Origin of the sequence: Streptococcus oralis subsp. oralis (genome assembly GCF_002096435.1) — a bacterium.
Taxonomy (GTDB): Bacteria; Bacillota; Bacilli; order Lactobacillales; family Streptococcaceae; genus Streptococcus; species Streptococcus oralis_AA.
The window spans coordinates 27,906-41,906 of the sequence record NZ_NCUI01000021.1; the positions used below are offsets into that span (position 1 = coordinate 27,906).

Consider the following 14,001-nt stretch of genomic DNA (forward strand, 5'->3'; position numbering starts at 1 on the left):
AAGAAAAATAAAAATTCACAAAATACGTTAATGGTCGTATGGTTTGCGAGCGTTAGCAAGCTAATATAGAGCAATCACCGCCGTTGTGAAAGAACGATTGGATGATAAGCCAATCGTTCAGGGAAATCGGAAGACCTTGGGCTTCTGATTTAGGCATGAGACACCTTTGGTGGCTGCTGCCGTCCCTCACAACTTAAGGTGATTGAAAAAAGAAAGGAAAGAAAAGGGAAAATTATGACTAAACCAATTATTTCCATCATCATGGGCTCAAAATCCGACTGGGCAACCATGCAAAAAACTGCCGAAGTCCTGGACCGCTTCGGTGTAGCCTACGAAAAGAAGGTTGTCTCTGCTCACCGTACACCAGACCTCATGTTCAGACATGCGGAGGAGGCTCGTAGCCGTGGTATCAAGGTCATTATAGCAGGTGCAGGTGGCGCAGCCCATTTGCCAGGTATGGTCGCAGCCAAAACAACCCTTCCAGTCATCGGTGTGCCAGTCAAATCACGTGCCCTTAGCGGTGTGGACTCACTTTATTCCATCGTTCAGATGCCAGGTGGTGTGCCTGTTGCGACGATGGCTATCGGTGAAGCTGGTGCGACTAACGCGGCCCTCTTTGCCCTCCGTCTCCTATCAGTAGAGGATCAGGCTATCGCGACAGCTTTGGCAGATTTCGCAGAAGAGCAAGGAAAAATCGCAGAGGAGTCTACCAATGAGCTCATCTAAAACAATCGGAATTATCGGAGGTGGTCAGCTGGGTCAGATGATGGCCATTTCAGCTATCTACATGGGGCACAAGGTTATCGCGTTGGATCCGGCAGTGGATTGCCCGGCCTCTCGCGTCGCGGAGATTATCGTGGCTCCTTATAATGATGTGGACGCCCTTCGTCAGTTGGCTGAGCGTTGCGATGTCCTCACTTATGAGTTTGAAAATGTTGATGCAGACGGTTTGGATGCGGTTGTCAAGGATGGACAGCTCCCTCAAGGGACTGACCTACTTCGCATTTCCCAAAACCGGATTTTTGAGAAGGACTTTCTTTCAAATAAGGCTCAAGTCACTGTGGCACCCTACAAGGTTGTGATTTCAAGTCAAGATTTGGCAGATATTGACCTTTCTAAAAACTATGTCCTTAAGACCGCGACTGGAGGCTACGATGGGCATGGACAAAAGGTTATTCGTTCAGAAGCAGACTTGGAAGAAGCCCGTGCACTAGCCGACTCAGCAGACTGTGTCTTGGAAGAATTCGTCAACTTTGACCTTGAAATTTCTGTCATCGTGTCAGGCAATGGCAAGGATGTGACAGTTTTTCCGGTTCAGGAAAATATCCATCGCAATAACATCCTTTCAAAAACTATTGTGCCTGCTCGCATTTCAGAAAGTCTAGCAGAAAAAGCAAAAGCAATGGCAGTGCGAATCGCTGAACAACTGAACTTGTCTGGAACCCTCTGTGTGGAAATGTTTGCGACAGCGGATGACATCATTGTCAACGAAATTGCGCCACGTCCACACAACTCAGGACACTACTCTATCGAAGCCTGTGACTTCTCGCAGTTTGACACCCATATCTTGGGTGTTCTAGGAGCACCATTACCAGCCATCCACCTGCATGCGCCTGCTGTTATGCTTAATGTTCTCGGCCAGCATGTCGAGGCCGCTGAAAAATATGTCACAGAAAATCCAAGCGCCCACCTTCACCTGTATGGTAAAATAGAAGCGAAGCACAACCGCAAGATGGGACATGTGACTTTGTTTAGTGATGTGCCGGATAGCGTGGTTGAGTTTGGGGAGGGGATTGATTTTTGAAATGGCAGAAGAATTTGATGAATTGCTAGATGATGAAATAACGACCGTAACACTGACTTATACGGACGATTTGATTGTTCCAGAGATTGCGGATAGAGATGGTATTCATATTTTAGAGAGAGCTGGCAATCAGCTAGTCTTAGAATATTCTTGTTCAGTGAAGGAAGTAAAGGATTATCTGAGTAGTTACGGCCTGCCTAGACATCCTGAGAGAATTTCATTTGAATTTTCTATACATGAAGACTTAAAAAATGATAATCTTTAAAGCTAAATGGAGACTAGTTTATGATTCAAATTATTGTCAACGCTTTTGTGGAGGAAGGAAAAGAAATCGCCGTTGTGAAAGTGCTCTTTGCCAGTGCCGACCATGAAAAAGTAAAAGCCAATATCAGGAATTAAAGATTCAATATCCAAACAATTATCTGGCTATCTATGATTTGCTATTGGGTACAGATTTAAGTAGCTTACCACACTATCCGTCGGTTGTGACAAGCAAGGAGGAGTTTAATTAGTCTATGAAAACTATCGGTCTGATTGGTGGTATGAGTTGGGAAAGCACCACATCTTACTACCAAATCATCAACGAAACCATCAAAAAAGAGCTGGGTGGTTTGCATTCAGCTAAGATTCTACTTTACAGTGTTGATTTTTCAGAGATTGAGCATTATCAGGCAGTTGGAGACTGGGAGAAAAGTGGTCAACTTTTGACAGATATTGCTAAGCGCCTGGAGCAAGCTGGTGCAGATTTCATTGTTATTTGTACCAACACCATGCACAAGGTTGCTCCGCAGATACAAGAAAAGATTACGATTCCAATCTTGCATATTGCGCAGGCAACTGCGCAGGCCTTGTTGGCTGACGGTATTCAAAAAGTCGGCCTCCTAGGGACCAAGTACACCATGACTCAAGATTTTTACAAGGAGAAATTAATAGAGTCTGGGTTAGAAGTACTGATTCCAGACCAAGCTGGCATTACAGAGGTCAATCGAATCATTTATGACGAGCTCTGCCTAGGGGACATCAAAGAAAGCTCAAAGCAGACTTATCTTGCCGTTATAGATGATTTGAAAAAAGCAGGCGCTGAAGCTGTTATCTTGGGTTGCACCGAGATTGGTCTTCTCGTTAAGCAATCCGGCACTGACCTGCCACTCTACGACACAACAGTGATTCATGCAGAGAAAGCGGCGGAGTGGGCGGTTAATAAAAGATTATAGAAGACAAGCACAACCGTAGGGTAGGACATGTGACTTTGTTTAGTGATGTGCCGGATGAGGTTGTGGAATTTGGGAAAGGAATTGATTTTTAGGGCATTGTACCTCTAAATCTATTTTAAATATTATTTGTTCTCAAGATAATTAGGAGAAAAGATGGATATAATTTCAAAATATTTGATTATTGAACGGCCTAATAGTTCCAAAAAATTATTATATAGTTCAGAAAATGAATTAATTAAGTCGTTGCAGAAGATGACGACATTAATATTTCAAGAAGATTCAATTGTAATTGATAATGGGAAAAGAGTTAAATACGGATTGAAACATATTCAAAAAGAAGCCGGTAAAAGTGATGATGATAGCGAGAATTTGAGTCGATTTTACGTTTTAACTCTTACTTTTGACAGTGATGATGATATAGAACAATTTGAGTTGATAGATAAGGAAATGAATAATTTTATTGAGTCTTTCAATAATATGAGTATGCTAATTTTGGAAGATGTTATATCACAATACTATAGTAAAAAGGCGTATGAATTAATTCATATAATTGAAAATAAGACAAGATCATTGATAGCAGAGGTAATGTATCTAAAGTCAGATAATATGGATTGGGAAAAAGCACTCACCAAGAGTTTAGGAATTAGAGATACGGGGAAAGGTGAGAAGCCACTAGATGGAAAGTATTTTAGTGATTTAACAAAATTACTTTTTACTATTTACGAAGACGATACACGTGATGGCTATGATCCTAGAGAACTTTTTGTTGGAGGTATTAAAAATCTAGCGCAATTAACTAATAATGGAAATTTAGCAGAAGTTGACCCGGAAGAACTAAAAAATTATGTAAAACAGGTGCAAGAATACGCCCCTAAATCTGTATGGGATAGATATATTGTTGATTATTTGGAAGGTGGCGTAACGCTTTCAAATAACTTGAAAAATATATTAGAACTGTTGTCGAGCTCAAAGGGACCTCGAAATAGAATTGCGCATAATAAGTTCTTTCGTAGAAAGGATTACGAATCTCTTAAAAGTAATGTAGAAAAGCTTCTGGAATCAATAAGTAAAGCTGTTGATTCATTTGAATCAAATGTTGTTACTTCGTATTCGAATGAAGATAGTAACGATATTAAATCTATTTTTATTGCAACTCAGGAGAGTAGTTTAGATAAAAAAGAGATTTCAACTTCATTTCTGGAGGATCTGACAATTGTTGTTCCTGCAAGGCAAGAGGGATTTAAACAGGTTTTTCTTGGCGAGCAACAGTGGTATGATATTCGTATTTCTGAAGATAATCGAGATATGATTAAATTCATAGCTGCCTATGAAACAGCTCCAGTTAAGGGTATTCAATATATAGCAGAGATTGATGATATTGTTCCATCAGATAATTATGTAGGATACTGGAAAATCAAGTTTAAAAAAGATACGTTAAAGCAGTATGAAGAAAAAAAGAATTTGAAACAGGTTTTCCCCCAAGAAATATTGTTTATACATCTAAAAAATTGTTAGATCAAACTGATAATCTAGATAATGTACTTTCCGTAAAAAAATTTTATGCAGTTGCAAAAGGTAAAGTACCTGGTATTTATACAACGTGGTTAGAAACTGAAAAACAAGTAACAGGTTTTTCAGGAGCGGTGTACAAATCCTTTACATCGTATATTGAAGCTTATAAGTTTTTACATTATGGAGTAGAATGAAAAATAACATATGTATTTATACTATAGTACGAACTCACGGATTGTTTAAGCTATAAAAGTTTAAAAAATAAAAATGAAAAAATTCCGTATTCTATTATTTGAATCTGAACGTCTAATCTCTGATAGAATAAAATAAACAACAAAGAAAGGAAACGGGTACCTAGTTTGCAGAATTGAACCCGGGCGGAAAGCTCGGAATTTAGATAAACCTCCTAGGACGTAAGCGTCCGTTGTTGGTTTCCTAAAATTCAGTCGCTTTCTAGTCGCCCTTGGTATCATAAACATGATCAACCGTTACTCTCGCCCTGAGATGGCGAACATTTGGAGTGAAGAAAATAAATACCGTGCTTGGCTTGAGGTGGAAATCTTGGCTGACGAGGCATGGGCTGAATTGGGGGAAATCCCTAAGGAAGATGTGGCTTTGATTCGCGAAAAGGCGGACTTTAACATTGACCGTATTTTGGAGATCGAGCAGGAGACGCGTCACGATGTGGTGGCTTTCACACGTGCAGTTTCTGAGACTCTTGGTGAAGAGCGCAAGTGGGTCCACTATGGTTTGACTTCTACCGACGTGGTAGATACAGCCTATGGTTACCTTTACAAGCAAGCCAACGACATCATCCGTCGGGACCTTGAAAACTTCACCAACATCATCGCTGACAAGGCTAAGGAGCATAAGTTCACTATCATGATGGGTCGTACCCACGGTGTGCACGCTGAGCCGACAACTTTTGGTCTTAAATTGGCGACTTGGTATAGCGAAATGAAACGTAACATCGAGCGTTTCGAGCATGCAGCTGCTGGTGTGGAAGCTGGTAAGATTTCGGGTGCGGTTGGGAACTTCGCTAACATCCCACCATTCGTTGAAAAATACGTCTGCGATAAATTGGGTATCCGTGCTCAAGAAATTTCTACACAGGTCCTTCCTCGTGACCTTCACGCTGAGTACTTTGCAGTTCTTGCCAGCATCGCGACTTCAATCGAGCGTATGGCAACGGAAATCCGTGGTTTGCAAAAATCTGAACAACGTGAAGTGGAAGAGTTCTTCGCCAAGGGGCAAAAAGGGTCTTCAGCAATGCCTCACAAACGCAATCCAATCGGTTCTGAAAACATGACAGGTTTGGCGCGTGTCATTCGTGGTCACATGGTAACAGCTTATGAAAACGTAGCCCTTTGGCACGAACGTGATATCTCTCACTCATCAGCTGAGCGTATCATCACACCAGATACGACCATCTTGATCGACTACATGCTCAACCGTTTTGGCAATATCGTCAAGAACTTGACAGTCTTCCCAGAAAACATGATCCGCAACATGAACTCTACTTTTGGTTTGATTTTCAGCCAACGTGCTATGTTGACCTTGATTGAGAAAGGCATGACCCGTGAGCAAGCCTATGACTTGGTACAACCAAAAACAGCTCAATCATGGGATAACCAAGTAGACTTCAAACCACTCCTTGAAGCAGATCCAGAAGTGACTTCACGCCTCACTCAAGAAGAAATCGATGAAATCTTCAACCCTGCATACTACACCAAACGGGTGGATGAGATCTTTGAACGTATCGGACTTGGTAATTAATCATAAAACAAAAAAGCGAGATTCAATCTCGCTTTTTTCTATTCTCTTAGAAGAATCTTAGTCTTCTTTTCTCTTAGTCAGTCCGTAGGCTGCTAGTGTGGCCATAAGTCCTGCTGCGACCAAGCCTGCAGAGTCTTGACTTCCTGTTGCAGGGAGTTGTTTTTCATCTGCTTTGGCAGTAGTTGGTGCAGTTTGCTCAGCTTTCTCAACGGCAGTGCCGACTTCAACAACTTGAGTGACCGCTTCCTGTGTTACCACGCTATTGACAAGCGTTCTTTCTTCTTTTCCATCAGCACTAGTGCTTACAGAGTAGAAGGCAGTACGGTGGCCGTTAGCCCCTTTAGTAACAACTTGCGTTTGTCCTTTTGGTAATTGAGGATTTTCACGTGTCACAGTAGTGAATGGAATTTCTTCCTCTTGGATATCCAGTCTTGGTTTTGTTTCTGCGGCTGGAGCAAGACCGTGTTCGTCTCCTACATGGGTTACAAGGGTTCCGACTTCAATAACTTGGGTCACTGCTTCTTGAGTCACAAGGCTATCTACAAGAGTTTTCACTTCCTTACCGTCAGCACTAGTGCTCACAGAGTAGTAATGACTGCGACGACCGTTAGCGCCTTTAGTAACGACTTGAGTCTTCCCTTTGAGCAAGAGTGGATTTTCACGTTTCACAGTAGTGAACGGAATATCTTCTTCTTGGATATCCAGTCTTGGTTTCGCTTCGGCAGCTGGAGCAAGGCCACTTTCATCCCCTTTGTGGGTAATAGGGGTGCCGATTTCAATCACTTGGGTCACAGGTTCTTTGGTTACTTGGCTATCTAGAACGGTTTCTGTTTGTTTACCATTTTCAGTAAGGACAGAGATGTAATGAGTGCGTTCGCCATCTACACCTGGTGTGACAATCTTTTCTTGCTTAGCTGGGAGGTTTGGATTTTCCTTCTTGATAACTTCAAATGGAATCTTTTCTGCTCTTGTGATGAGTTCCGGTTTGGTTTCAACATTGGCAGCTAGTTCATTTTCATCAAGGCTTCCTGAGTGGGTTGCTGCTGGTTTAAGGCCTAGGCGGGCTGCCTTGAGTTTGGCTACGAGAGCGTCTAACTCGGCTTGTTTGTTACGGTTGAGGTTGTAGTTGAGAGCTTCTTTAGCTGCATTTAGGGCATCCAAGCTTTCCTTGCTGTATCCATCCAAGTTTGCAGGGATTTGAGCAAGTTCCTCACGGAGAGCGTTGTAGTTAGCGCGGAAGTAGTCTTTATTGTGGTCTGCAAAGGCAGTCATGAGTTCAAAGATTTCTTCTTCCTTGTACTCAGCACTTGGTTTGTCTGCCCAGATAGCAAGCATGCTTCCGACGGTTGGAAGGTCTACCTCAGGATATTTGGTAGATGCAAGCTGGTTAAATGGTGTTTTTTTAGTATTTTCAATTGCTTTTTTGAGGAAACCACCACCATCTTCAGGTTTCTGGCCGAGAATGTAGTACCAGTCTCCGTTGGTGTTAAGGAATTTGTAGCCTTTGCTTGCCAGGTACTGAGGAGATGCAAGGTTGTAACCCCACCATCCCTTAGACCAGTAAGAGATGATGACATCCTTGTCAAACTCAACATCATCCTTGTCCTCGTAGTAGAAACCATCGTTGAAGGCCATTGGTTGAAGGCCTCTTTCTTTGGCCATAGCAGCAAGAGTGTTAGAGTACTCAGCAAACTTGCCATAGAGTCCATACCATTTGAGGTAGTACCAGCCTTGCGCGTTGGTAGCATCATTGGCATATTCGTCTGTACCGTAGTTGAAGATCTTAGTTTTGCCTGCAAAGAAGTCCATGTACTTGCCGATGAGGGCTTTGACAAAGTTCATGGCTTCTTCGTTTTCAAGGTCCATGGTTGTTTTGGAGACCTTGTCAAAGTAGGCTTGAGGATTTTGGATACCTAATTTTTCCATAGCGACAAGCATGGCATCCATGTGACCTGGGCTGTTGATTGCTGGAATTAGTCCAAGACCTTTTGATTTTGCGTACTCGATCAATTCAGTGATTTCAGCTTGACTAAGAGTGGTACCATTTGGATCATCGTAGTAAGCTTTTGTTCCTTCTATGATAGCCTTCTTGACATCATCGCTTGCATAAGTTTTTCCGTTAGCTGTGATGGTCATGTCATCAAGGAGGAAGCGAAGTCCATCGTTTCCTAGGAGAAGATGCACATCAGAGTAGCCGAGCTCGCTCGCTTTGTCTACGATACGTTTGAGTTGGTCGAGCGTGAAGTACTTACGTCCAGCATCGATAGAGATTACTTTGTTCTTGGCAAGCTTTTCAACTTCGCGTTTCGCGTCTTCTTCTTTTTGAGCTTCTGGTGTGAAGGTCAAATTGCTTACAGCTTCTTGGAGTTTTGCGATTGCTTGGTCAATGGTGTCTTGTTGGGCACGGCTGAGGTTGCTATCAAGTGAGCGAATGGCTTTTTCAGCTTCTTTTACAGCTGCGACACTTTCTGCAGTATAGCGGTTAAGGTCTGTTGGTACTTCTTTCAGGGCTTGCTCAGCAGACTCATAGTCAGCTGCGAAGTATTCAGCATTGGCATTTGCGAAGCTACGCATGAGTTTGAAGAGGCGTGATGGTGAATAGCGTGCAGATGGGGTATCCGCCCAAGCAGCTACCATACCCCCGATGAACGGGATAGTAGCCCCATCAGATTTTGGTACAGAAGTGATTGGAGTGTTCTTGATACCATTGAGTCCTTGGTCGAGGTTGTACCAGCCTTGGCCATCGGCATTTCGTCCGAGGACGTAGTACCAAGCATCGTTGGTGTTAAGGATTTGGTGGCCTTTTTCAACTAGAAGTTTAGAAGAAGCGACGTCGTATCCGCCCCATCCACCAGTCCACATAGAAACGATGATGTCTTTGTCAAAGGTTCCAAAGCTAGTGTCGCTATTATAGTAGATACCATCGTTAAAGGCCATTGGTTTGAGACCGTGAGATTTGACGATGCGAGCAAGGTCGTTGGCGTAGGCGATAAATTTATCATAACCCTTGTCTGGGAATCCATCTTCTGGATACCATTTATAGGCTTGAAGAACGCTCCAGCCTTTAGCGTCTGTAGCATCATTGGCGTACTCGTCTAGCCCGATGTTGAAGATGTCAGTTTTGCCAGCGAAGTAAGCAGCATACTTGTCGATCAGAGCTTTGGTAAATGCAAGAGCTTCTTTGTTATCAAGGTCAACGGTACGAGCAGATTCCTTACCAAAGTAGTTGAAGTTCGGTTTTTGGATGCCTAGTTCTTTCATGGCATGCAAAATCGCATCCATGTGACCAGGGCTGTTTACAGTTGGGATGAGGCCAATACCTTTATTTTTAGCATAGTTGATCAAGTCCGTCATCTGACTTTCTGTCAAATGGTTGCCGTTTGGATCCTTGTAATAGGCATCGGTTCCGTTTTCGAGTGCACGTTTGACATCGTCACTTGCATAGGTTTTGCCATTGGCTGTGATCGTCATGTCGTCCAACATAAAACGCATGCCGTCATTTCCAACTAGTAGATGAAGATCAGTATAACCGTAGTGTTTGGCTTTGTCGATGATTTCTTTGAGTTGGTCTGGAGAGAAGTACTTGCGTCCAGCGTCGATTGAGATCATTTTTCTTTTTGCCAGTTTTTCATTTACCTGAGGTGCTCGTTCCGTACTAGGAGTGGTTACTGCAGGTGTGGCTGCTTCATTTTTCTTTTCTGAAGGAGAGTTTTCTGCAGGAGTTTCAGCTGGGGCAGGACTCTCTTTCTCGGCAGTAGGAGTTGGAGTAGCATTTTCTGTCACAACTGGTGCGCTTGACTCTTCTGTTTTTGGAGCAACTGTTCGAGGAGCCTCCTTGTCTTCTTTGACCTCCTCTTTTACAGGTTTGTCAGCCTTTTCTTCCAGTTTTTCTGGAACCTTAGAGTCTACAGGTTCTTCGGTTGCTCGCGGACTCTCCTGAATAGTTTGAACAGTTTCTTCAGCTGTTGGAGCTGGAGTAATCCCGTCGGCAGATACGACTTGGGCGCTAAAAGCAAATCCTATAAGTACAGAAGCTGCCCCAACCGCGTATTTACGGATGGAGAAGCGCTGTTTCTTTTCTAGTTTCATGACAAAACCTCCTTGTTATTATCATATATGATAGCGTTTACATAAAACCAATTTTATTTTATTATCTAAGGAGTAAAATGTCAAGTGGGTTTATATAAGAACTATAATAAATAGAGGAAATCATAAGATTTAGGAGAAATTTGCTAATAAGGGATAAAACAGAGGAAAAACCAAACAAAAATTTAACTTGTTTTTAGTAAAAATGCTACTAATTAAATAAGAACCCTTCATAGCGTTTTCACAACTTCTTTCTCGTGCTATAATGAATATAGAAAAAGCCTGAGCTAGGCTCAGGCTTTTTCTTAATGACCTCGGTTACATGAGATGAATTTGATTTTGTAGTAGTCTGCTCGCTTATAAGTTTCACTATAGGCAAGGACTTGGCCAGTGGCCTCAAGTTTTGTAGTCTTCGTTTGGAAGACAGTTGGGAATTGTGTATCGATTCCGAGTACAGAAGCAGCATGCTCTGGTGTTGGGAATGCGATTTCGTTGATTTCCTCAAAATGTTCATCACTCATGTGAATGCGGTAATCCAATTTGAAACGTGTATAGATAGAGCTATAATAGTCAAGATTTGGATAGTTGGCATTGATGTATTGCTCAGGAATATAAGATGTGTGGTAGATGTATGTTACGTCGTTTGTCTGACGAATACGTTCAATCTTATAGTAGAATTGATCTCCACGTAGTCCAAGTTTATCTAAATATTCAAGTTTGTTTCCGCGCTCGATAGAAAGGACAGTAACTTTATCGTCTTTTGTTTCAAAGATTTCGACATCTGAAAACTCAACGAGTTTGTGCTTGCGGGCACGTGAGACGAAAGTACCTTTACCTTGTTGGCGGACAATGTAGCCGTCTTTAGCAAGGTCGTTCAAGGCACGAACAACTGTGATTGAACTCACATCGTACATCGCGATCAATTCGGCTTCTGTATAAAATTTATCTCCACTTGCAAATTGACCAGAGATGATTTTGTTTTTTAATTCATCTTTAATATATTGGTATTTAGGAATAGCCATAAATTTCACCTCGATTCTCTTTCTCCAATTTTGATTTTACCACAAATATAAAGAAAAGAGTAGTATTAAGGTCAAAAAATTAAAATAATAGACTAAAAATGTTATTTTACATGTAAAAAAATTCATTTGATGTTCTTGTGAATTATCATACATAAAAAGATCGTTTTCATGCTATTTTTAGATAATTTCGGTAAACGGTAAGTAAAAAAATAGAAAAATTTTAAATAATTTTCTAAAACCTATTGACAAATGCAAAAGATTTGATTATAGTTAATATTATAATAAATGAAAGCGCAAACTTAATTCGTCAGAGGTAATAACATGACCAGATTTAAAATTGAGGACGATTTCTATTTAGACGGAAAACCGTTCAAGATTTTGTCCGGCGCCATTCATTATTTTAGGATTCCAGCAGAGGATTGGTATCATTCTCTCTATAACTTAAAGGCGCTTGGCTTTAATACAGTCGAGACCTATGTGGCTTGGAATTTACACGAACCTGTTGAAGGGGAGTTTGATTTTGAAGGTGCCAGAAATTTGGAGAGATTTCTTCAAATTGCACAAGATCTAGGTCTCTATGCCATTGTACGCCCGTCTCCGTTTATCTGTGCGGAATGGGAATTTGGTGGCTTGCCGGCTTGGCTCTTGACCAAGGACATGCGAATTCGCTCGTCCGACCCGGCCTACATCGAGGCTGTTGCTCGCTATTATGACCAATTATTGCCAAGGCTTGTGCCTCGCTTGTTGGATAACGGCGGAAACATTCTCATGATGCAAGTCGAAAATGAATATGGCTCTTATGGAGAAGATAAGTCTTATCTACGAGCAATTCGAAAATTAATGGAAGACCGAGGGATTGATTGCCCACTCTTTACTTCAGATGGCCCATGGAGGGCTACTCTGAAAGCCGGAACCTTGATTGAAGACGACCTCTTTGTGACAGGAAACTTCGGTTCTAAAGCTCCGTACAACTTTTCACAGATGCAGGAATTCTTTGATGAGCATGGCAAGAAATGGCCCCTCATGTGTATGGAATTCTGGGATGGTTGGTTCAACCGTTGGAAAGAACCCATCATCACACGGGATCCTAAAGAATTGGCAGAAGCTGTTCGAGAGGTATTGGAGCAAGGCTCTATCAACCTTTACATGTTCCATGGAGGGACAAACTTTGGTTTCATGAATGGTTGCTCGGCTCGAGGGACTCTGGATTTGCCACAAGTCACATCTTACGACTATGATGCCCTTCTGGATGAAGAAGGAAATCCAACTGCTAAATACTTAGCAGTCAAGAAGATGATGGCAACACACTTCCCAGAGTATCCACAGTTGGAACCACTCTATAAGGAAAGCATGGAGATAGGGTCCATTCCATTGGTCGAAAAAGTTTCCTTGTTTGAAACTCTGGATAGTCTCTCTAGTCCTACTGAGAGCCTCTATCCAAAAGCGATGGAAGAACTTGGTCAAAGTTATGGCTACCTTCTCTACCGCACTGAGGCAAGTTGGGATGCAGAAGAGGAACGTCTCCGTATCATCGATGGACGTGACCGAGCTCAACTCTTTGTAGATGGTCAATGGATTGCTACTCAATACCAGACAGAGATTGGCGAAGACATCTACTGTCAAGGCAACCGAGAAGGCTTTTCAGAGATTGACATCTTGATTGAAAATATGGGGCGTGTCAACTACGGACATAAGTTTTTGGCAGATACGCAGCGTAAAGGAATTCGAACAGGTGTCTGCAAGGATCTACATTTCTTACTGAATTGGAAACAATATCCACTGCCACTGGATAATCCTGAGAAGATTGATTTTTCAAAAGGATGGACAGAAGGACAACCAGCCTTTTACGCTTTCGACTTTACTGTTGAAGAGCCGAAGGATACCTACTTAGACTTGTCTGAGTTTGGTAAGGGAGTTGCCTTTGTCAACGGGCGTCACCTAGGGCGTTTCTGGAACGTCGGCCCGACCCTCTCACTTTATATCCCTCATAGTTATCTCAAGGAAGGTGCTAACCGCATCATCATCTTTGAAACTGAGGGCGAATATAAAGAAGAGATTCACTTAACTCGTAAACCTACACTAAAACACATAAAGGGGGAAAACTTATGACAATTGTAGGATGCCGTATCGATGGACGTTTGATCCACGGTCAAGTAGCCAATCTTTGGGCTGGAAAACTAAATGTTTCACGCATTATGGTTGTAGACGACGAAGTTGTTAACAACGATATTGAAAAGAGTGGTTTGAAACTTGCGACACCACCAGGTGTGAAACTCAGTATCTTGCCAGTTGAGAAAGCAGCAGCAAATATCCTTGCTGGTAAATACGATAGCCAACGTCTCTTTATCGTTGCACGTAAACCAGACCGTTTCCTTGGTTTGGTCGAAGCAGGTGTTCCGCTTGAAACACTCAACGTCGGCAATATGTCTCAAACACCAGAAACTCGCTCTATCACACGTTCTATCAACGTGGTAGACAAGGATGTGGAAGACTTCCACAAACTAGCAGAAAAAGGTGTGAAACTCACTGCTCAAATGGTTCCAAATGATCCAGTTTCAGACTTTTTGAGCTTATTAAAATAGGAAAA

General features: G+C 42.1%; 11 protein-coding genes and 2 pseudogenes. 11 read left to right on the forward strand and 2 right to left on the reverse strand.

Features of this window, described 5'->3' with window-relative positions; all coding sequences use genetic code 11:
- Positions 1-234 precede the first annotated feature (234 nt).
- The 9 genes and pseudogenes from purE (at position 235) to purB (ending at position 6,306) form a co-directional block, all read left to right on the forward strand.
- Positions 235-726: a 5-(carboxyamino)imidazole ribonucleotide mutase gene (purE, locus tag B7723_RS00820; protein ID WP_000165491.1), complete on the forward strand. Its 492-nt coding sequence runs from the start codon at positions 235-237 to the stop codon at positions 724-726.
- Positions 713-1,804: a 5-(carboxyamino)imidazole ribonucleotide synthase gene (gene purK, locus B7723_RS00825; RefSeq protein WP_084849065.1), complete on the forward strand. Its 1,092-nt coding sequence runs from the start codon at positions 713-715 to the stop codon at positions 1,802-1,804. Before purE ends, purK begins: the two co-directional genes overlap by 14 nt.
- A 1-nt stretch (position 1,805) precedes the next feature.
- Positions 1,806-2,069, forward strand: coding sequence for a hypothetical protein (locus B7723_RS00830; RefSeq protein WP_084849066.1), 264 nt, complete (start codon positions 1,806-1,808; stop codon positions 2,067-2,069).
- 20 nt (positions 2,070-2,089) lie between these two features.
- Positions 2,090-2,316: pseudogene (locus tag B7723_RS00835) on the forward strand (phosphoribosylaminoimidazole carboxylase).
- Positions 2,317-2,319: 3 nt separating this feature from the next.
- A complete protein-coding gene (locus B7723_RS00840; RefSeq protein ID WP_084849067.1) occupies positions 2,320-3,018 on the forward strand; it encodes an aspartate/glutamate racemase family protein in 699 nt (232 codons plus the stop codon).
- A pseudogene (locus tag B7723_RS00845) lies at positions 3,015-3,110 on the forward strand (phosphoribosylaminoimidazole carboxylase); the annotation flags it as partial. The gene B7723_RS00840 and the pseudogene B7723_RS00845, both read left to right, overlap by 4 nt.
- Before the next feature lie 61 nt (positions 3,111-3,171).
- On the forward strand, positions 3,172-4,533 hold the full coding sequence (locus B7723_RS00850; RefSeq protein WP_084849068.1) for a hypothetical protein: 1,362 nt from the start codon (positions 3,172-3,174) through the stop codon (positions 4,531-4,533).
- The gene (locus B7723_RS00855) at positions 4,527-4,724 is read left to right on the forward strand and encodes an RNase H1/viroplasmin domain-containing protein (RefSeq protein ID WP_084849069.1); all 198 of its coding nucleotides are present in this window, start codon (positions 4,527-4,529) and stop codon (positions 4,722-4,724) included. Before B7723_RS00850 ends, B7723_RS00855 begins: the two co-directional genes overlap by 7 nt.
- A 283-nt stretch (positions 4,725-5,007) precedes the next feature.
- On the forward strand, positions 5,008-6,306 hold the full coding sequence (gene purB, locus B7723_RS00860) for an adenylosuccinate lyase (RefSeq protein WP_084849070.1): 1,299 nt from the start codon (positions 5,008-5,010) through the stop codon (positions 6,304-6,306).
- A 57-nt stretch (positions 6,307-6,363) separates the two neighbouring features.
- Here the strand turns inward: purB and strH are convergent, their stop codons facing one another.
- The gene (strH, locus tag B7723_RS00865; RefSeq protein ID WP_084849071.1) at positions 6,364-10,395 is read right to left on the reverse strand and encodes an LPXTG-anchored beta-N-acetylhexosaminidase StrH; all 4,032 of its coding nucleotides are present in this window, start codon (positions 10,393-10,395) and stop codon (positions 6,364-6,366) included.
- A gap of 302 nt (positions 10,396-10,697) precedes the next feature.
- Positions 10,698-11,414, reverse strand: coding sequence for a GntR family transcriptional regulator (locus tag B7723_RS00870; RefSeq protein ID WP_001007181.1), 717 nt, complete (start codon positions 11,412-11,414; stop codon positions 10,698-10,700).
- Positions 11,415-11,735: 321 nt separating this feature from the next.
- Between B7723_RS00870 and B7723_RS00875 the strand changes: the two genes are divergently transcribed.
- Complete coding sequence (locus tag B7723_RS00875) at positions 11,736-13,523, forward strand: glycoside hydrolase family 35 protein (RefSeq protein ID WP_084849072.1); 1,788 nt, start codon at positions 11,736-11,738, stop codon at positions 13,521-13,523.
- On the forward strand, positions 13,520-13,996 hold the full coding sequence (locus tag B7723_RS00880; RefSeq protein ID WP_000156968.1) for a PTS sugar transporter subunit IIB: 477 nt from the start codon (positions 13,520-13,522) through the stop codon (positions 13,994-13,996). Before B7723_RS00875 ends, B7723_RS00880 begins: the two co-directional genes overlap by 4 nt.
- Positions 13,997-14,001: the final 5 nt, after the last annotated feature.

Bases quoted from the DNA above. Each gene is read 5' to 3' on its own strand.
- B7723_RS00830 (WP_084849066.1), top strand. From the start codon at position 1,806: ATGGCAGAAGAATTTGATGAATTGCTAGATGATGAAATAACGACCGTA.
- B7723_RS00870 (WP_001007181.1), bottom strand. From the start codon at position 11,414: ATGGCTATTCCTAAATACCAATATATTAAAGATGAATTAAAAAACAAA.
- B7723_RS00840 (WP_084849067.1), top strand. From the start codon at position 2,320: ATGAAAACTATCGGTCTGATTGGTGGTATGAGTTGGGAAAGCACCACA.
- B7723_RS00850 (WP_084849068.1), top strand. From the start codon at position 3,172: ATGGATATAATTTCAAAATATTTGATTATTGAACGGCCTAATAGTTCC.
- purE (WP_000165491.1), top strand. From the start codon at position 235: ATGACTAAACCAATTATTTCCATCATCATGGGCTCAAAATCCGACTGG.
- strH (WP_084849071.1), bottom strand. From the start codon at position 10,395: ATGAAACTAGAAAAGAAACAGCGCTTCTCCATCCGTAAATACGCGGTT.
- purB (WP_084849070.1), top strand. From the start codon at position 5,008: ATGATCAACCGTTACTCTCGCCCTGAGATGGCGAACATTTGGAGTGAA.
- purK (WP_084849065.1), top strand. From the start codon at position 713: ATGAGCTCATCTAAAACAATCGGAATTATCGGAGGTGGTCAGCTGGGT.
- B7723_RS00880 (WP_000156968.1), top strand. From the start codon at position 13,520: ATGACAATTGTAGGATGCCGTATCGATGGACGTTTGATCCACGGTCAA.
- B7723_RS00875 (WP_084849072.1), top strand. From the start codon at position 11,736: ATGACCAGATTTAAAATTGAGGACGATTTCTATTTAGACGGAAAACCG.